Origin of the sequence: Niveispirillum sp., from assembly GCF_052437035.1 — a bacterium.
Taxonomy (GTDB): Bacteria; Pseudomonadota; Alphaproteobacteria; order Azospirillales; family Azospirillaceae; genus Niveispirillum.
Window position 1 is genome coordinate 44783 of the sequence record NZ_JBQVOH010000011.1, and the last position, 19595, is coordinate 64377.

15 protein-coding genes are annotated in these 19595 nt (G+C 65.7%); 10 read left to right on the plus strand and 5 right to left on the minus strand.

Annotated elements, in window-relative coordinates; genetic code table 11:
* Positions 1-47 precede the first annotated feature (47 nt).
* Entirely contained in the window at positions 48-3134 is a 3087-nt protein-coding gene (locus ACT6Q8_RS21515) for a TonB-dependent receptor (RefSeq protein WP_444734456.1), read from the plus strand.
* Positions 3135-3464: 330 nt separating this feature from the next.
* On the plus strand, positions 3465-4598 hold the full coding sequence (locus tag ACT6Q8_RS21520) for an endo-1,4-beta-xylanase (protein ID WP_444734457.1): 1134 nt from the start codon (positions 3465-3467) through the stop codon (positions 4596-4598).
* A 3-nt stretch (positions 4599-4601) separates the two neighbouring features.
* Here ACT6Q8_RS21520 and ACT6Q8_RS21525 read toward each other — a convergent pair whose 3' ends face one another.
* Positions 4602-5495: a LysR family transcriptional regulator gene (locus ACT6Q8_RS21525; RefSeq protein WP_444734458.1), complete on the minus strand. Its 894-nt coding sequence runs from the start codon at positions 5493-5495 to the stop codon at positions 4602-4604.
* A 169-nt stretch (positions 5496-5664) separates the two neighbouring features.
* On the opposite strand from ACT6Q8_RS21525, the gene ACT6Q8_RS21530 reads away from it, so the two are divergent.
* From ACT6Q8_RS21530 to ACT6Q8_RS21540, 3 genes are all read left to right on the plus strand, one after another.
* Positions 5665-6852, plus strand: a complete 1188-nt coding sequence (locus ACT6Q8_RS21530; RefSeq protein ID WP_444734459.1) for an acyl-CoA dehydrogenase — start codon at positions 5665-5667, stop codon at positions 6850-6852.
* Positions 6853-6959: 107 nt separating this feature from the next.
* Positions 6960-8162, plus strand: a complete 1203-nt coding sequence (locus ACT6Q8_RS21535; RefSeq protein WP_444734460.1) for a CaiB/BaiF CoA transferase family protein — start codon at positions 6960-6962, stop codon at positions 8160-8162.
* Between the two features lie 85 nt (positions 8163-8247).
* On the plus strand, positions 8248-9030 hold the full coding sequence (locus ACT6Q8_RS21540) for a hypothetical protein (RefSeq protein ID WP_054170033.1): 783 nt from the start codon (positions 8248-8250) through the stop codon (positions 9028-9030).
* Positions 9031-9038: 8 nt separating this feature from the next.
* On the opposite strand, the gene ACT6Q8_RS21545 is transcribed toward ACT6Q8_RS21540, so the two are convergent.
* From ACT6Q8_RS21545 to bioD, 4 genes are all read right to left on the minus strand, one after another.
* Positions 9039-10028, minus strand: coding sequence for an asparaginase (locus ACT6Q8_RS21545; protein ID WP_444734461.1), 990 nt, complete (start codon positions 10026-10028; stop codon positions 9039-9041).
* 88 nt (positions 10029-10116) lie between these two features.
* Entirely contained in the window at positions 10117-11049 is a 933-nt protein-coding gene (locus ACT6Q8_RS21550; RefSeq protein WP_444734462.1) for a diguanylate cyclase domain-containing protein, read from the minus strand.
* Positions 11050-11057: 8 nt separating this feature from the next.
* Positions 11058-13577 (minus strand): PAS domain S-box protein, encoded by a 2520-nt coding sequence (locus tag ACT6Q8_RS21555; RefSeq protein WP_156344849.1) that lies wholly within the window; start codon positions 13575-13577, stop codon positions 11058-11060.
* 121 nt (positions 13578-13698) lie between these two features.
* Positions 13699-14385 carry a dethiobiotin synthase gene (gene bioD, locus ACT6Q8_RS21560; RefSeq protein ID WP_054170029.1) on the minus strand — a complete coding sequence of 229 codons (687 nt, stop codon included), beginning with the start codon at positions 14383-14385 and terminating at the stop codon, positions 13699-13701.
* A 172-nt stretch (positions 14386-14557) separates the two neighbouring features.
* Here bioD and bioB point away from each other — a divergent pair, with 172 nt between their 5' ends.
* From bioB to ACT6Q8_RS21585, 5 genes are read left to right on the plus strand one after another with little or no spacing between them, the layout of a single operon-like run.
* Entirely contained in the window at positions 14558-15571 is a 1014-nt protein-coding gene (gene bioB / locus ACT6Q8_RS21565) for a biotin synthase BioB (RefSeq protein ID WP_444734463.1), read from the plus strand.
* Positions 15568-16839 carry an adenosylmethionine--8-amino-7-oxononanoate transaminase gene (locus tag ACT6Q8_RS21570; protein WP_444734464.1) on the plus strand — a complete coding sequence of 424 codons (1272 nt, stop codon included), beginning with the start codon at positions 15568-15570 and terminating at the stop codon, positions 16837-16839. The genes bioB and ACT6Q8_RS21570 overlap by 4 nt, the downstream gene beginning before the upstream one ends.
* The gene (locus ACT6Q8_RS21575; RefSeq protein ID WP_444734465.1) at positions 16836-18026 is read left to right on the plus strand and encodes an aminotransferase class I/II-fold pyridoxal phosphate-dependent enzyme; all 1191 of its coding nucleotides are present in this window, start codon (positions 16836-16838) and stop codon (positions 18024-18026) included. The genes ACT6Q8_RS21570 and ACT6Q8_RS21575 overlap by 4 nt, the downstream gene beginning before the upstream one ends.
* On the plus strand, positions 18026-18784 hold the full coding sequence (locus tag ACT6Q8_RS21580) for an alpha/beta fold hydrolase (RefSeq protein WP_444734466.1): 759 nt from the start codon (positions 18026-18028) through the stop codon (positions 18782-18784). The genes ACT6Q8_RS21575 and ACT6Q8_RS21580 overlap by 1 nt, the downstream gene beginning before the upstream one ends.
* A complete protein-coding gene (locus ACT6Q8_RS21585; protein WP_444734467.1) occupies positions 18778-19539 on the plus strand; it encodes a methyltransferase domain-containing protein in 762 nt (253 codons plus the stop codon). The genes ACT6Q8_RS21580 and ACT6Q8_RS21585 overlap by 7 nt, the downstream gene beginning before the upstream one ends.
* Positions 19540-19595 lie beyond the last annotated feature (56 nt).

Here is a 19595-nt window from a genome sequence, read left to right on the forward strand (position 1 = left end):
AAACCAAGGCCGCCTGTGAGCGGCCAACTCTGAGGGAGGGAGTGATCATGAGTTCGAAGAATGCGCGTCTCAACCAATTGTCCAACAAGGCCCTGCTGCTGATGGCAACCTGCCTGACGGCGGGTGCCTTCCTGCCGGCACAGGCGCAGACCGTCACCGGTGGCGGTGCCGGCGACACGCTGGAAGAGATTGTGGTGACCGGCTTCCGGTCCAGCCTTGCCAACTCCACCAATGACAAGCGCAACGCCACCGGCTTCCAGGACAGCATCTTTGCCGAGGATATCGGCAAGTTCCCGGACACCAACATCGCCGAAAGCTTCAACCGCGTTCCCGGCATCACCATCAACCGCGAAGTGTCGGGCGAAGGCATCTCCGTCGCCATTCGCGGTCTGGGTACCAATTTCACCAAGGTGCTGCTGAATGGCGCGCCCGTTGCCGTGGCCTCCACGGGCCGCACGGACGCGCAGAGCACCAACCGCGAGGTCGATCTGGACATGTTCCCCACGGAACTGTTCACGCAGCTGACCGTGTCGAAAAGCCCGAACGCCGGCATGGTTGAAGGCGGTGCCGCCGGCACCGTGAACATGCGCAGCGCCCGTCCCTTCGACAGCGACGGCCCGCGCGTCAGCTATTCCTTGCAGACCACCAAGAACAGCGAGGCCGACAAGTGGGGTGGCCGCGCCTCTGCCCTGGCCAGCAATACCTGGGGCAATTTCGGCGCCCTGATCGGTGTCGCCGGGGTGCGCAATCAGGTCAGCACGCCGGGCTTTGAGACCATCGGCTGGACCAATGCCAACCTGTCGGCGGCCCAGTGCGGCGCCACGACTGGCTGTAACAGCACGGGCGGCGGCAACTGGACCATTCCGGCCACCGTTCCGGCCAATGCTGGCAATGGCCTGGTCGCCGGCTCCACGCTGGACCGCGCCGCCCTGCTGGCACTCAACCCCGGCCTGACCATCCAACAGCTGGACAATGCCATCATCCCGCGGCTGGGCCGTCCGGCAGAGATTTTCGGTACCCGTGACCGCGTCAGCGCCGTCGCGGCGTTCGAACTGCACGCCACCGAGGATCTGCATTTCTATGTCGACAGCCTGTACGGCAAGAAGAAGAACGACCTGGAACGCGTGGATATGAACTGGGTCGGCCGTAACGGCGCGGCGATCCCGATCAACATGAAGGTTGACCGTACCGACTGCTCCGCCGGCTGCGTGGTGACCGAGGGCACCTTCGCCAACGCCCAGTTCTTCCTGGAATACCGTCCCTTCTTTGAGGACACGGAATTCTACGGCGTCAATCCCGGCTTCGATTATCAGATCACCGATAATCTGAAGTTCGACATGCAGGCGAACTACACCAAGTCCACCTTCCACCGTGAATCGCCCACCGTCGGCCCGCTGACGCCCGCCAGCTCCGGCGTGACCGTCACCTACAAGAACAATGGCGGTGTCCCCGACATCTCCAGCAATATCGACCTGAACGATCCCAAGCAGTTCGGCTGGCCCGGTGGCCGCGTCAACATGCAGGATGAACGCCGCACGACCGAAACCAAGGGCGCGCGCGCCAATGTCACCTGGGGTGATGAAAGCCTGAACCTGAAGGTCGGCGGCGCCTGGGACGATGTCTCCCGCCGCATCCGCGCCTATGACAACAGCCAGGCCTGGCAGAATGCCGTCTGCGGCAACAACCCGTCGGTCTTCCTGCCCAGCCCCAACACCCAGCCGCCCTGCAATGGCCTGAACCAGCCGGGTGCGGCGCCTGCCGGCTATCCCACTTATCCGGGCTATGGCACGGGTTATACGGCGGGCAAGACCGGTGGCGTCACCTATGCCGGCTCGCTGATCCCCAACGCGTCCTTCGCCAACTATCTGAAGCCGGGCAAGTTCGGCTTCCTGACGGTCGATTGGGACAAGTTCAAGACCGACAGCAAGTATGATCAGTTCCATGATGCAACGCCGGAGGCCGGTTCGTCGAACACCGGTGCATCGGGCGGCTTCATCGGTGAAGAGACGCTCGGCGCCTATGGCGAGGTCAACGGCATCCAGCAGATCGACGGCCAGGATCTGCGCTTCAATATCGGTATGCGTTGGGTTCAGACCGACCAGAAGGTGGGCGGTCGCGTCAGCCTGCCTGATCCGCGCAACACTACGGCAGCGGGCACCCAGATCGCCGACGGCTCGCGTTATCCCAACGTGACGAACTTCGTCTATATCAAGAACAAGTACGACAACTGGCTGCCCTCGGCGTCCGCCGCCTATAACGTGGCTGACAATGCCGTGGTCCGTGCCGCCCTGTCGCGCACCATGACCCGTCCGGACCCGAATGCACAGCTGCCGGGCCTGAACTTCTCCGGCCCGTCCGCCGATGTCGGCTCGGTCGGCAACTCCGCCCTGGCTCCGTACATCTCCGAGAATATCGACCTGGGCTTTGAATATTATACGGGCCGTGAGGGTTATGTCGGTGTCGCCGCCTTCCGCAAGGCGATCACCGGCTTCACCGTGAACGGGTCCAATACAGTGCCGTTCGCGGCCCTGGCGGCCTATGGCGTCACCTATGACACCCTGTCGCCGACGCAGCAGGCCGCCATCAATTCCCGTGGCGGTCCCGGCACGGCAACCGTCGTGTTGCAGCAGCAGGTGAATGCCGAAGGCCGCCTGACCGTCAATGGTCTGGAATTCAACTGGGTACAGCCGCTGGACTTCCTGCTGGAAGATGTGGTGCCCGGCCTTGGCTTCATCGCTAACGCCACCATCATCGACCAGAAAGGCAAGGGTGCCGCCCCGGCGGTCGCCATCGGCGTGGCCGAGTACACCTACAACGTCACCGGCTATTATGAGCATGGCGGCGTTTCGGCCCGCATCTCGCAGACCTTCACCAAGGGTTCGCAGACCAGCGGTCTGAACCAGAACGGCATCCCCGCCGCCGCCTTGTACAGCGACGATTACCGGCAGTGGGACTTCTCCTCCAGCCTGGATCTGAATGAGATCACGGGTTCCACCGGCCTGCCGCAGTTGACCTTTGACGTGACCAACCTGGCGAACGCGAAGCAGCGCAGCTACTTCCAGTTCGACAATGCCACCTTCACCTCCTACACGCCCGGTCGCACCTTCATGATCGGCCTGCGTGGTCGCCTGTAAGCTTCTTCTTCCCTAGTAAAAGGTCGGAAATCTCCCCGATGCCGACCCAACTGGCGGCCCGCTCCGGCGGGCCGCTTTCTTTTTGGGCGGGTGTCGCTCCCTCACCCTCCCAAACGCTGGCGCGTTCGGGCCCCTCCCTCTCCCGCCAGCGGGCGAGGGGCGAAAATTTCTTCCCTCGCTCACGAACGTGGGAGAGGGAGGGGGCCAAGCCTGCAAAGGCTTGGGGAGGGTGAGGGAACCACGCAGAAAAGCCCCAACAACCCCGTTTCCCCCCGCATCTCACCCTGCTATGATACCGCTAACAATAATCAAAGCCCTGGGAGATGACCGATGAACCCCCACCTGTCCCGGCGTCAGGTCCTGACGACCGCACTGGCCGCGTCCGCTGCGGCCGCATTGCCCGCCTTCGCCGCCGCCCCCGGCCCCTCTCTGAACGATCTGGCCATGGCGACGGGCCGGCGGTTCGGGTCCTGTGTGGGGACGGGGCGGCCCGGCACCCTGACCGGATCCTTCGCCGATCCTGCCTATCGCGATCTGCTGGTGGCCGAATGCGGGCTGCTGGTGCCGGAGAATGAGCTGAAATGGGGTGCACTGCGCCCGGCGGCGGATGTCTTCACCTTTGACCGGGCCGAGAAGCTGCTGGCCTTTGCCAAGGATAAGGGCCTGGCCTTCCGGGGCCATACCCTGCTCTGGCACCATGTGAAATGGCTGCCTGACTGGCTGAACAGCCATAATTTCGGGTCCGACCCTGTGAAGGGGGTGGAAAAGATGCTGACCGACCATGTCGCCATGGTGGCCGGGTCCTACAAGGATCGCATCACCTCCTGGGATGTGGTGAATGAGGCGGTGGACGCCGATACCGGCCTGATGCGCGAAACCGCCTTCACCCGCCATGTGCCGGCGGAAAAGGTGCTGGACATCACCTTCCACAAGGCGCGCGAGGTTCTTCCCAAGGGCCAGCTTGTCTATAATGACTACATGAGTTGGGAACCCGGCCATGCCAAGCACCGCGACGGCGTGCTGCGCCTGCTGGAAGGGTTCCGCAAGCGTGGCACGCCCGTCGATGCCCTGGGCGTGCAGTCGCATATCATGGTGGTCGATGGCGGCCCCAAATATGAGGAGGCGGCCTGGAAGCGCTTCATCGATGAGGTGGTGGGCATGGGCTATGATCTGCTGATCACCGAGTTCGACGTGAATGACAAGGGCCTGCCTGCGGACATCGCGGCCCGCGACAAGGGGGTGGCCGACTATGCCCGCGCCTATCTGGACATGATGCTGTCCTATAAACAGACGGGCGATATCCTGGCCTGGGGCATGGTCAATAAATATTCCTGGCTGCAGGGTTTCACCCCCCGCGCCGACAAGCAGAAGCAGCGCTGCTGCCCCTATGATGACGCGTTCCAGCCGACGCCCCTGCGTGAGGCGATTGCGGCGTCAATTCGGGGTGCGGTGAAACACGGGTAACCCTTACGCGGCTGCCGCCGCCAGCAACCATTCACGAAAGGCGACCAGGGGGCCATAGCCCTCGCGGTCGGCGGGGTAGACGAGGTGGTAACCGCCATCGGTTGCCATCTCCCCGCCCGGCAGACGCAGCAGTTCGCCCGCCGCCAGTTCATCGCGCACCAGGAAATCCGGCACCAACGCCGCCCCCAGTCCCGCCACGGCGGCGCGGATGACCAGCAGGAACTGTTCAAACACCAGCACAGGCTGATCGCCCTTGCGGCGGACCCCGTGCGAGGCGAACCAACAATCCCAGCCATCGGGCCGCGTTTCCTGCTGCAACAGCGGCAGGGTGGCGACATCCGCCGGCCCCGCCACGGCCCGCCCGCGCAGCAGGGCAGGGGACGCCACGGCCAGCAGCACCTCCCCCATGAAACGATGGCCCATCAGGCCGGGTGCCGTCGGTGGGCTGGCCAGGATGGCGGCGTCAATTCCTTCTGCCCGTGGATCAAAGGGCCGGACGCGGGTGGAGAAATTGATGGTTACATCGCGGTGCCGGGCGAAAAAATCACCCATGCGCGGGATCAGCCAGCGCGCGCCGAAGGTGGGCAGGATGGCTAGATCCAGGGTGCCGCCATCCCCGTCAAAGGCGATGGTGCGCGCCGCCGCATGGCCCAGCCGGCCCAGGATATCCCGCGCCTGATCCGCGAAATAACGTCCCGCCGGCGTCAGCACCACCCGTTGCCGCACCCGCGTGAACAGGGTGACGCCCAGCATCGCTTCCAACTGCGCCACCTGCCGGCTGACGGCACCCTGTGTCTGGTTGAGTTCCTGCGCCGCCGCCGTGAACCCGCCGAGGCGCGATGCAGCCTCAAACGCGATCAGGGCAGCGGTGCTGGGGATCAGGCGGCGGGCATACATGGGCGGGGCCGGTCATGCGTCATTCTATGGATATCATGCCCGCTTTATTGATTTGCCGCCACACTTGATGATGATTGCTCATCAACTTGGTGATGAAACATGGTTTGCGCAGGGTCCGGTTCCGGCGTATCGCTGTTGTCCTCCGACCTTTCGACAATGGGGTTCCGCCATGGCTGGCACGGCCGCGTTCCACTGGGATGACGCTTTCCTTCTGAATGAACAGCTGACGGAAGAGGAGCGGATGATCCGGGACAGCGCCCATGCCTATGCCCAGGAAAAGCTGCGCCCCCGTGTGCGTCAGGCGTTTGAGAAGGAACAGACCGACCCCGCCATCTTCAAGGAGATGGGCGATATGGGCCTGCTGGGCGTGACCGTTTCGCCCGAATATGGCGGTGCCGGTGTCGGCTATGTCGCCTATGGCCTTGTCGCGCGCGAGGTGGAGCGGGTGGATAGCGGCTACCGCTCTATGATGAGCGTGCAATCCTCGCTGGTCATGTACCCGATCGAGGCCTATGGCAGCGAGGCGCAGAAGCGCAAGTATCTGCCCAAGCTGGCGTCGGGCGAATGGATCGGCTGCTTCGGCCTGACCGAACCCGACGCCGGGTCCGACCCTGCCGGCATGCGCACCCGCGCGGAAAAGGTGGCCGATGGCTACCGTCTGACCGGGTCCAAGATGTGGATCACCAATTCGCCCTTCGCCGATGTCTTCGTGGTCTGGGCCAAGTCCGACGCCCATGACGGCGCCATCCGCGGCTTCATCCTGGAAAAGGGCATGAAAGGCCTGTCCGCGCCCAAGATTGAGGGCAAGCTGTCGCTGCGTGCCTCCCTGACGGGCGAGATCGTGATGGATGGGGTGGTGGTGCCGGAAGATGCCATCCTGCCCCATGTGTCGGGCCTGAAGGGTCCCTTCGGGTGCCTGAACCGCGCGCGGTACGGCATCTCATGGGGCGCGATGGGTGCGGCGGAGGCGTGCTTCCATGCCGCCCGCACCTACACGCTGGACCGCAAGCAGTTCGGCAAGCCGCTGGCCGCTACGCAGCTGGTACAGAAGAAGCTGGCCGACATGTTGACCGACATCACGCTGGGCCTGCAGGGGTCGTTGCGTCTGGGCCGTCTTTTCGAAGCCGGACAGATGGCGCCGGAAATGATTTCGATCATGAAACGAAACAATTGCGGCAAGGCCCTGGACATTGCCCGTCAGGCCCGCGACATGCATGGCGGCAACGGCATCTCCGGCGAGTTTGATGTGATCCGCCACATGGTGAACCTGGAAACCGTCAACACCTATGAAGGTACGCATGACGTCCACGCCCTGATCCTGGGCCGGGCGATCACTGGTATTCAGGCGTTTTTCTAATCGTTCCCTCAAGCGCCGGGCGGGCGCATCTGCGCCCTTGGCTTACGCGACCACGTGGTCGCGGGCCGGCGGTCGCCGGCCTGGGTGTCAATTCTGGAGCCTTGATCATGCTCGCCGCCCTTGACGGTATCCGCGTCCTTGACCTGTCCCGCATCCTGGCTGGTCCCTGGGCCACACAGATGTTGGGTGATTTTGGGGCCGAAATTATCAAGGTGGAACGACCGGGGGAGGGGGATGACACCCGCCGCTGGGGGCCCCCCTTCGTGGATGGCCCCGACAGCCCGTCCGCCTATTTCCTGACCGCCAACCGCAACAAGCGCTCCATCGCGGTGGATTTCACCACGCCCGACGGGCAGGCGATCATCCGCGATCTGGCCCGCAGCGCCGATGTGCTGGTGGAGAATTACAAGGTAGGGGGCTTGGCCAAGTATGGGTTGGATTATGAAAGCCTGTCGGTCCTCAACCCTCGTCTGATTTATTGCTCCATCACCGGCTTCGGTCAGGATGGCCCTTATGCGCAACGTCTGGGTTATGACTTCCTGATCCAGGGGATGAGCGGGCTGATGAGTGTCACCGGCAGCCCCGATGGCGGTCCGGCCAAGGCCGGCGTGGCGCTGGCCGATATCATCACCGGCCTTTATGCCGGCAATGCCATTCTGGCCGCCCTGCATCATCGCGACCGCACAGGCCAGGGGCAGCGGATCGACGTGGCCCTGCTGGATTGCATGCTGGCCGCCATGGCCAATCAGGCGCTGAACGTGCTGGTTTCGGGTCGCGATCCAAGGCGGATGGGCAATGGCCATCCCTCCATCGTGCCCTATGACATGTTCGCCGTGGCCGATGGCCATATCAATCTGGCCGTTGGCAATGACCGGCAGTTTCAGCGCCTGTGCGAGGTGCTGGGCGTGGCGGACCTGGGCACGGATGACCGGTTCGCCACAAACCGCGCCCGTGTCGCCAACCGTGTGGAACTGACAGCACTGCTCACCGGCCGCCTGACGACGCGACCGGGGGCGGAATGGCTGCTGGCACTGGAGGCGGCGGACGTGCCCGCTGGCCCCATCAACAGCCTGTCCACCGCCTTCGCCGACCCGCAGGTGCGCCATCGCGGTATGGCGCTGACCATGCAGCATCCCACCGCCGGCCCCGTGCCGGGCGTTGCCAGCCCCGTGAAGTTCGGCACCTCCCCCGTGGTGGAAAGCCAGGCGCCGCCGGACCTGGGCGCTGATACGGACCGGGTGCTGTCGGGCCTGCTGGGTCTGGATGCCGGTCGCATCACCCTGCTGCGGGCGGCGGGGGTTGTCGGTTAGGTCATATGATCCCTCGCCAGTCTGATCCGGAAATGTTACCCGTAATGGGTGCCGACATCCGGTAGACGACAACAGCAGGGTGCAAATGACTGACCAGTCCGCCTTTGCCGACCCGTTCCAGGGCATGGCCTCCTATCAGACTGACCTGTTCATTCCACGCTATACCTTGTCGTCCCAGGGGCGCTGGAGTTTGCGGACGGCGCCGTTCAGCATCAGCTCCGGCTACTGGACCCCCGCCATGCCGGTGCACGACATGGTGGCCCTTATCCGCGACGGCAACACCTGGATGTCGACGGCACCTCTGGAACTGGAAAGTCAGGAGATCGGCATCCGCCATGCCGGCGGCCATGTGCTGATCTATGGCATGGGCATGGGCTGGTGTGCCGTCAATTGCGCTCTGCTGCCGGCTGTCACGCGGGTGACGGTGGTGGAACTGGACCCCGACATTTTGGAACTGCACCGGGAACTCGATCTGGCCTCCCAATTGCCGGCGGATGCACGCGCCAAACTGCATATCGTGCAGGGTGATGCCTACAAATATGTGCCCGACCTGCCCGTCGATCTGTTGATGCCCGATATCTGGCTGCCGCTGATGAATGACACCAGGGTGGAAGAGGTGCAGCGGATGCAGGAAAAGGTGAAGGCTGCCCGCGTCTATTTCTGGGGGCAGGAACTGGAACTGGCCCGTCATGCGGTCGCGGCGGGACGGGCGCTGGATGATGCCGGCATTGCCGCCACGGCGGTCGATTTCGGCCTGCCCCTGCTGGGACCGGAACTGCCGGATTACACGGCCCGGCTGCGCTCCGCCGCGCGTCAGCATATGCGGGACCGCTGGCTGCCCGGCCCGCCGCCGCCCGCCGATCTTTAAGGGCGGCCTTACACCAGCCCCATTCCCGCCCAGCCGGCCATCTCTGCCCGGACATCCCGGTTTGCGGCCAGCAGGGTAGTCAGCAGCAGGCGGGCCTTGCGCCCGTCCAGGCTGCCGGCATCGATCAGACCGTTGGCGATCAGCCAGGCTGCCGTGCCTTCACCCTGATAGGTGCCATGGCCGTCCGTGTCACCCTGCGGGCAGCGGCTGACCAGCAGCACCGGCTTGGTGGCGGCGATGGCGGCCAGGGGGGCGGCCAGGGCCTGGGGCACATGGCCCGATCCCATCGCCTCCACCACCAGTCCGTCCCAGGCGGCATCGGCATAGGGCAGGACGGACAGCGGGTCGGCATCCATGGCAATTGTCAGCAGGCCGACACGGCCCCCCGCCTTTTCCACCGGCCAGTCATAAGGGCCTGGGGCGGGCAGCGGCGTCATGGCCAGACGCACGCGGCCGGTAATGATGCTGCCGACAGGGCCCCAACCGGGGCTGCCAAAGGCGGCGATACGCCCGCTATCCATCTTGCGCACCAGCCGCGCATCGTGCAGTTCACCGGCAATGGCAACCAGAACGCCGGGCCGTTTCCCGGCCAGGGCGCGGGCGGCGATCAGGGCGTCGCGCAGATTGCCCGGCCCCTCGGCCCCCGGCGCATCGGCGGTGCGCATCGATCCCGTCATGATGATGGTGGCATCGGCAGGCGCCAGCAGCGACAGCAGGAAGGAGGTTTCCTCCATCGTGTCCGTGCCCTGCGCCACCACAAAGGCATGCACGCCGTCGGCATGGCGGGCCTGGATTTCGCGGGCCAGCAGGCGGATATCGTCGATGCGCAGGTTTTGGCTGCCCACGCTCATCAGGGGGCGTACCGTCACGGGCCCGCCCGTGCTGATCCCGGCGGCGCGCAACAGGGCTGCGCTGTCGGCGGCATCGGACTTGCCGGCCAGGGCCAGGATGGTGCCGCCCAGCAGATAAAGGAAGGTCGTCTCTGAAAGCCCGGCCATGGTCGCGCCCGTTACAGGAGGGAATGCTGCCATATGGCGTGGGGCGCACCGTAACGCCAATGCCGATTTGGCGACCCCGTCCCGTCAGTCAGGCCGCATCATCGGCATGAAGCACCCGGTTGCGTCCGGCTGCCTTGGCCCGGTACAGGGCCTGATCGGCGGCCTCGATCAGCGCTGCCCCTTCACCTTGTTGTGCCGGACCCAGGGTGGCGGCCCCGGCGCTGATCGTGACATGGGCGCCGTCGGGACGGGCGGCATGGGCCAGACGCAGGCCCGCGATGCAGCTGCGCATCTTTTCCGCCAGGCCGATGGCGGCATTCATGTCGCTGCCGGGCAGCAGGATGGCGAATTCCTCTCCCCCGTACCGCGCCGCCAGTTCGCCGGCCCGTCGCACCGATCCGGCCAGGGCGGCGGCCACGGCGCGCAGACAATCATCGCCCGCCGGATGGCCGTAGAAATCATTATAGCGCTTGAAATGATCGACATCGATCAGCACCAGTGACAAGGGACCCGTCCCCCGGCCCAGCCGCCGCAGTTCCTGCGCCAGCGACTGATCAAAGGCGCGGCGGTTGGGAATCCCCGTCAGCCCGTCCATCGTGGCCAGCCGCGTCAGCGCGTCCGTACGCCGTTTCAGGGTCAGGTGCGTGCGGACCCTTGCCTGCACGATATGGGGATGGAACGGCTTGTTGATGAAATCCACCGCGCCGGCGGCCAGGGCCTTCAACTCGATCTCCACCCCGCGATGCGAGGTGATGAACAGGATGGGCACATTCTCCATTCCGGACATCGCGTGCAGGGCGGCACAGGTGGCAAACCCGTCCATCCCCTCCATCTCTGCATCCAGCAGCACCAGATCGGGCAGTTCCGTCCGCGCCATGGCGACGGCTTCCATACCGTTGGTGGCAAAGGTCACATCGCCCATCTCCCGCACCACCTGTGCCAGGATGCGGATCGTGCTGACATCATCATCGACGATCAGGATGCGCAGGGGCGGAAGGGCCGCACCAAGCGCGAGGGGCATGCTCACGGTCAACCGGTCAACTCCGCATCCAACAACGCCAGCGCCTCGTCATAGCGCAGGCTATCCACCAATCGCGACAGTTCCATGAACTTGGATTTGCCCAGCCGCCGGGTCAACCCGTCCGCCATGCTGGCCACCACATCGGGCGCCGTCATGCGTCGTGCCCGCAGCGCGTCGCGCAGGGTGTTCAGGTCCAACGGTGCGCCGGCGGTGCCAGTCGCGGTGCGGGTGTCGGGAACCGTTGCCCGGATGGCGGCGCAAAGACTGGTCACCATGCCGTCCAGCCGGTCGATCTCCGCCGTCTGATCCTGGGCGGGATCGTCGCGCAGACGCTCTTCCACCTGTGTGGCCAGTTCCATGGCCTCACGCGCAGCGACATTGCCGGCGGCCCCCCGGAATTCGTGCAGTTTGCGCATCGCGGTAAGGCTGTCGCCGGCGGCAATCATGCGGCGCAGGGCGCTGCCCATGCCATCGAACCGTTCCACGAACTGTTCCAGCACACTGTTCAGCAGGGCACGGTCGCCCATGACCCGGTTCATGGCATCCGCCATGTCGATACCGGGGATGCCATCGTTGCGGGCCGCCACCGGCACGAAAGCTGCGGGCACGATCGGTTCCGGTGGTGGTGCGGGCCGGTGCAGCGGGATGGCGACGATCAGGCAACTGGTGGCGCCGTCGCGGTTGGCCGGTGCGGTGATGGCGGTCAGCACGGGCTGGCGGCTGCCGTCCCGGCGGATGAAGGTCCATTCCCGTATATCGGGCTGCCCGGCCCCGGCATCCGCCGTCAGGATATCCAATGTGGACAGGGGCCTGTCCCCCTGTTCGGACGTGACGGCCTGGGCCCTCGCCGCCAGTTCTGCCGGGTCCAGGAACTTTGCCGGCGTGGCCTTGCCCACCATTTCATGCGGGCTGTGGCCCAGCACGGCCTCTGCCGCGGGGTTGAACAGGGTGATGGTGCCCGACGGGTCACAGGCGATGATGGCGGCACCGGTGCCATCCATGATGGCGTGGCGTTGTGCCGCCAGCGCCTCGATCTCCATGGTGCGCTCGCGCACCTGCTGTTCCAGCCGGGCCGTCATGCCGCGCAGGCTGATTTCTGCGGCCATCTGCTCTGTGATGTCGCGGATGACCAGGGCCGATCCGACGATGAGGTTGCCGGCCCGCACGGGCGTGGCCGTGATCGAGACATCCAGCAGGCGTCCATCGCGTCCCCGGCGGCGGGTGCGCATGTTCACGACGCTGTCGCCGTTGCTGACACGGCTCAACAGGTCCTGTTCCTGGATGTCCAGGCCCGGCGGTACGATCAGGGACAGGGTTGTGCGCCCGATGGCCTCTGCCGCATCCACACCGAAAAGCCGTGTGGCGGCTTCGTTCCAGCTGCTGACATGACCGTTGGGGTCCAGGCCGATGATGGCGTCGCGGGCGCTGTGGATCAGGGCGACCAGCCAGGCATCGCGCGACCGGATGGCCCGGTCCCGGCGCCGTGCCTGATGGCCCAGCAGCAGCAACAGCGCCACCAGACCCGTCAGGGGCAGACCCAGGCCCAGCACCCAGAACCGGACGCTGTCGGCATTGGCGGCGATGACACGATCACTGACCATGGTGGAGATGGTCAGCTGCCGCCCCGCTGTGCCGTCCAGCGCCACGCGCTGCCGCACGGCGTGGACACGGCCATTATTGCTGTCATATGCCTTGGACGACCCGCGCCCCTCCTGCGCCGGTACCAGCCTGAACTCATCCTGCCAGCGCCAGGGATGGTCATGTGTCATGCCAAAACTGCGGGTGGGATCGGGATGCATCAGGAAATTCTCCTGCGCATCGGTCAGATAGACGCGAAAGATCGGGTTCAGGTCCATGGCCAGATCGGACAGCAGCCCGCGCGCATCCACCGTAACCACCAGCACCCCGAACGGCACCCCGCCCGGCCCCGCCACGGGTGATGCCATGCGCAGCACGGGGCGGGCCATCACCTCCACCTGCGGCGTGCCGCGCACGATATCCAGGTCATCAACATGGATGGCACCCGGCTCCAGCCCCGCGACCTTGCCCATGGCGGCCAGATCGGCCTTCAGCCGTTCTTCGGCCTCCAACTGCCCATCATCATTATCGACGCTGGCCAGCACCTGCCCATCGGCAAGGGACAGGTAGCTGACCCGGATCACGCCCGGCCGCGCCTGGATGAAGCCGCTGAAGATCGCCTCCATGCGGCGGCGCCACAGCGTCGCCGTGGAGTTTTCGACCGTGTCAAATCCGCCCGCCGTCACAGCGCGGGCCAGACCGGATGCGGGCGGTGTCAGTGTCAGGAAGCGCACCTGGGCGCGCCAATCCTCCAGCGTGCGGGACAGGATATTGGCCCGCTGCACCGCCAGGGTCCGCAGCCGCACATCCATTTCCGCCTGATAGCGCGACCGCTGCTCACCCCCCGCCACAAAGGCGATGGCCAGGACAAGCAGCGCCAGCCCTGCGACCAGCAGCAGCATGGTCCTTGGCCGCAGCCCGCCTTCATCGCCCGGATCGGAAATCAGCACCCCGTCACCCCTTTGGTGCGATACAGACCTGTCGCCTGCACACTTTCACACGTATGCCAGTTGGACGGGTTTCCCGCACGGGGAATAGATATACGGGGGGCTAGAATCCCGGTGCAATGGGTTAGAAAAACAGAAAATCCGCCAGCGCCGTGACGCTTACATGCGTGAAGCACCCAGACGGCAGGCGTGGCAGGTGCAGGATAGGCGGCCCATCGCCCAGAAAGGGGCGTAGGGCGGCAATCGTGTCGGCAGGGGGCACGGTTCCCCCCGGCGTTTCCGACAGAACCAGGGCGGAAAGCGACAGCCCGCGCGCCCGCATGACCTCCACCGCCGTCAGGATATGGCTGATCGTGCCCAGATAGGTTCCGGCCACCAGGATGCCGGGCAGGCGCAGTTCGGCCATCCAGTCCAGGACGGTGGCCCCGTCATCCACCGGCGCCATCACCCCGCCAACCCCTTCGATCAGCAGCGGACCTTTCGCATCGGTGATCCGGCGGCGGCATGCGGCCAGCATGGCGCTGTAGGGCACCAGTCGCCCCTCCAGCCTTGCCGCCATGTTGGGGGCCAGCGGTGCCGCAAACCGCCAGGGCGACACCCGGTCCAGCGTTTCCGGCGTCATGTCCAGGCCCATGGCTTCAATCAGGGCGGCGGGATCGCTGCCTGTTGGGTCATCGGGATCAATGCCGCTGACCAGCGGCTTGAACGCATCCGGCGACAGTCCCGCCGCCCGCCAATGCCGCAGCAGGCAGGCGCTGACAAAGGTCTTGCCGATATCGGTGCCGGTGGCGGTGACAAAGTAAGCGCCCATGGTCAAATCCATCGTATCCTTGTGGAGCAGGTCGTTACCCTACCACCCCCCTTTCCCTCAACCCCCCCATGCATAACGGGGGATGCTGGCCTGCATTTGGGTCCTGACAGGCTCCGGTAACAGGTTTTATACCACTAGCCGGAACCCGCATGTCCTGTTGAAGGGATGAGAGATGAGCATCGCCGCCACTGCCCCGCACGCCGCCCTGGCCGGCAATCCGATCCGCAATGATTGGAGCCAGGCTGAGGTGGAGGCCCTGTTCAACCTGCCCTTCATGGACCTGCTCTACCGTGCGCAGACCCTGCACCGGCAGTTCTTCGACCCGAACGAGGTGCAAATCTCCACGCTGCTGTCGATCAAGACCGGCGGCTGCCCGGAAGATTGCAATTACTGCCCGCAATCGGCGCAGTTCGACACGGGCCTGAAGGCCTCCAAGCTGATGCAGGTCGAAAAGGTGCTGGCCGAGGCCCGCGCCGCCAAGGAGCAGGGGGCCTCGCGCTTCTGCATGGGTGCCGCCTGGCGCTCACCCAAGGATCAGGACCTGGACACGGTCTGCGCCATGGTGGAGGGCGTGAAAGCCATGGGCATGGAGACCTGCGTCACGCTCGGCATGCTGCGGCCTGATCAGGCGCTGAAGCTGAAGGATGCGGGTCTGGATTACTACAACCATAATCTGGACACGTCCGAAGAGCATTACGGCAACATCATCACCACCCGCACCTATCAGGACCGGCTGGACACGCTGGACGCCGTGCGCAGTGCGGGCATCAATGTCTGCTGCGGCGGCATCATGGGGTTGGGCGAGGGGCGGGAGGACCGCGCCAGCCTGATCCGAACGCTGGCCACCCTGCCGCAGCACCCTGACAGCGTGCCGATCAACCTGCTGGTCAAGGTGGAGGGCACGCCGCTCGATCAGGCCGATCAGGTCGATCCCATCGAGTTTGTCCGTACCATCGCCGTTGCTCGCATCACCATGCCGGCCAGCGTCGTCCGCCTGTCGGCCGGGCGTGAGGATATGAGCGATGAAATGCAGGCCCTGTGCTTTGCCGCCGGTGCCAATTCCATCTTCTACGGCGAACGCCTGCTGACCACGCTGAACCCGGCGCAGCAGCGCGACATGAAGCTGTTCCAGAAGCTGGGCCTGCGGTCGATGCAGGTCGAGGTGGAAGCGGACGCCTGCGAATGACGGGCAGCCCCGGCTGGCTGAACGACGGCATGCGGCATATCTGGCTGCCCTACAGCCAGATGAAGCATGCCGATCCGCCGCTGCCCGTGGTGGCAACCGATGGCACGCGCATCCATCTGGCCGATGGGCGCGTGCTGATCGACGGCATCGCCAGCTGGTGGACGGCTTGCCACGGCTATAACCACCCGCATCTGCGCGCAGCGCTGGAGGATCAGGCCGCGCGCATGCCGCATGTGATGTTCGGCGGCCTGTCCCATGAACCGGCGCTGACGCTCGCTACGCGGCTGGCGAAGCTGCTACCCGGTGATCTGGAACGGGTGTTCTTCGCAGAAAGCGGGTCGGTCGCGGTGGAGGTCGCCATGAAGATGGCGATCCAATACTGGCTGAACAAAGGGGAGCGGGGACGGTCCAAGATACTGTCCTTCACCGGCGGCTATCACGGCGACACCATCGCCACCATGGCCGTCTGCGACCCGGAGGAGGGGATGCATTCCCTGTTCACCGGGCTGCTGCCGGAACATTTCGTGAAGCCGCTGCCGCGTGACGGTGAAAGTCTGGCCGCCCTGGAAGGCTTCCTGGACCGCCATTCCGGGCAGATTGCCGCCATCCTGGTGGAACCGCTGGTGCAGGGGGCGGGCGGCATGGTCTTCCATGACGCCGCTGTCCTGCGCACCTTGCGCGATCTGGCCGACCGTTACGGCCTGCTGCTGATCTTTGATGAGATTTTTACGGGCTTCGGGCGCACGGGCCACATGTTCGCTTGCACGGCGGCGGGGGTGGTGCCCGATATTATCACCCTGTCCAAGGCGCTGACCGGCGGCACCCTGCCGCTGTCGGCCACCATCGCGCGGGCCCACGTGTTCGATGCCTTCTGGTCGGATGATCCGATGGCGGCCCTGATGCATGGGCCGACCTACATGGGTAATGCCCTGGCCTGTGCGGTGGCCAATGCCTCGCTCGATCTGTTCGACTCACACCCCCGTATGGCGCAGGTGGCGGTCATCAATGGTTGGCTGAAAACGGGTCTGGAACCCTGCCGGGGCCTGCCCGGCGTCATTGATGTCCGCACCCTGGGCGCCATTGGCGTGGTGCAAATGGATAGAATTGGCGATTTACGTGGTTTGAAGCGACTTTTGGTGGCTGAGGGGGTGTGGATCAGACCGTTCCGCGATATTCTCTATCTTACGCCGGCCTTCACGGCGACGGAGGAGGATGTGATGCGTCTGACGGGGGCGATCACCCGTGTTTTGGAACGGGGTCACCCATGAGCGGTGCTGCCGGCTGGCTGGACATGCTGGCGGCCCAGGCGCTGGACGCGCTGGAGATGACGGGCCGCCGCCGCAGCTTGCGCGCCTATGACCGCGACAGCATCCGCCTGCGCCTGCCCGACGGCAATGTGCTGGTCGATGTCGCGTCCAACGATTATTTGGGTCTGGCCCAGGACCCCGGCATCATCGACCGCGCCGCCGAATATGTGGCCCGCTTCGGGGCTGGCAGCGGCGCCTCGCGCTTGGTCTGCGGCACCCTTACCGCGCATCGGGAGGTGGAGGAAAAGCTGGCCGCCTTCTTAGGGACTGAAGCTGCCCTGCTGTTCGGCACGGGTTTCCAGGCCAACGCCACCTTGCTGCCGGCTCTGGCCGAACTGCTGGGCACCGACGCGGAACTGCTGGTCGACCGGCTGTCCCATGCCAGCATCCTGAACGGGGCCTTTACCCAAGGCGTGAAGGCCAAGCGCTTCCGGCACAATGACCTGAACCATCTGGAAGATATGCTGAAGGAAGCATCCGGTCCCCGCATGGTGGTGACCGAGTCCGTGTTCAGCATGGATGGCGACCGCGCCGACCTTGCCGCCATCGCCGATCTGGCCGACCGGTATGGCGCTCCCGTCTATCTGGACGAGGCGCATGCCATCGGCGTGCTGGGGCCGGAGGGGCGGGGACTGGCGGCGGAGATGCCGGGCCGCATCGCCATCACCATGGGCACCTTGGGCAAGGCGTTCGGCGGCTTTGGCGCCTATGTCGCCGGCTCACGTTTGCTGATCGATTATCTGATCAACCGCTGCGCCGGGTTCCTTTACACCACGGCCCCGCCGCCCGCCGTGCTGGGGGCGCTCGATGCCGCCCTGGATGTCATCCCGTCACTGGACATGGAACGCATGCGGCTGGCCAGCATGGCCGACGCGGTGCGCATGGCGGTGCAGGGTGTCGGCTATGATACAGGGGCCAGCAGCACGCAGATCATCCCCGTGATCGCCGGCACCGAACAGGCGGCACTGGGCCTGCAGCAGATAGTGGAGATGGCGGGCTTCCTGGCCGTCGCCATCCGCCCGCCGACGGTCCCCGCCGGCACGTCTCGCCTGCGCCTGTCGCTGTCGGCGGCGCTGGATGATCATACGGCGGGTCAGTTGCTGACCGTCCTGTCCTGCCTGCCGCCGCCGGGCATGGGTCTGCCCTGATGACCCGCCCCCTGTTCCTGTTCGTGCATGGCTGGGCCGGCACGCCCCGCCTGTGGGACGCTGTGCGCGCCGCGCTGTCGGCGCGGGGGGTGGAGGCGGGGAAGATGTTTGTGTCATCCCTCCCCCTCCCAAGCCCTGACGGTCTTGGGTCCCTCCCTCTACCGCAAGCGGGCGAGGGGCGAACCTTTCTCCCCTCGCCCACGAAGGTGGGAGAGGGAGGGGCCCATCGCGACAGCGATGGGAGGGTGAGGGAACCACGGCCTGAACCAAATCCACGCCCCCTCATCGCCATCGGCCATTCCCTGGGTGCCGCTTGGCTGCTGGCCCATGGCCCGGCTCTGTCCGGTTTCGTCGCCATCAACGGTTTCACCCGCTTCACCAGCGTCCCCGATTTTCCCGCCGGCACCCATCCGCGCATCCTGATGCAGATGCGCCGCCGGTTGCTGGCCGATCCATCTGCGGTGCTGGCTGATTTCCATGCCCGCGCCGGCCTGCCCCTGCCGGATGACCTGCCCGATACAGACGCGCTGGCGGCGGGCCTGGACCTGCTGGGCAGCATCGACGCGCGTGCGGCCTTTGCGGCCCTGTCCGTTCCCCATATTGCCCTGTGCGGCGGCGATGATCTGATCGTGCCGCCCGAACAATCGCGTGGCAGCTTCCCTGACCCGGTGATGGTGCCGGGTGCCGGCCATGCCCTGCCGGTGACGCATCCCGACCTGTGCGCCGATCACATCCTGTCCCTGGCGGCACGATGCTGAATGACGCGGACAAGCGTGCCGTGGCCCGCCGCTTTGCCGCCGCCGCCACGCGCTATGACGCGTCGGCGCGGGTGCAGGCGCGCATTGCCGCCGCCATGGCCGAAAGGCTGGCCGCGTTTGATCTGCCGGATGGGGCGCGGGTACTGGAAATCGGCTGCGGCACGGGCCTGCTGACGGCGGCTTCCCTGGCCCGCCTGCCCCATGTCGGGCACTGGCTGGCCACCGATATTGCGCCCGGCATGGTGGCGGCCTGCCGGGGCCGTCTGTCCAACGAACCCCGCCTGTCGGTGGCCGCCATGGATGGGGAGGGGCCGGCCACCACCGGCCTGTTCGACCTGATCTGTTCCACCCTGGCCCTGCAATGGTTCCCCGATGCGGGCGCGGCCCTGGCGCGGTGGCGCGGTCTGCTGCGGCCCGGTGGGCTTCTGTGCGTGGCGACCCTGGGTGTCGATACCTTTGCCGAATGGCGGGCAGCATTGGCGGCGGCGGGTGCGGCGGGTGCCGGGCCCGCCTATCCCGATGCCGCCACCCTGTCCCGCTGGCTGGGTCCCGGTGGCCGGGTGCAGCGGCAGGATTTCGTGGAACACCACCCCGATGCCCGCCATTTCCTTCTGTCCCTGCGCGGCATCGGCGCCGATTACGCACCGACCCGCCTGCCCGCATCCACCCTGCGCCGGGCCATGCGCGGGCTGGATGCAGCCAAGCCCGTGGACATCACCTATGATGTGCGCTGGCTGACCTTGCGGGCGCCTTAGCCATTCGTTTTCCTCAAGCGCCGGCGCTGTTTCCGCCAGCCCGAAAACAGCTCTAA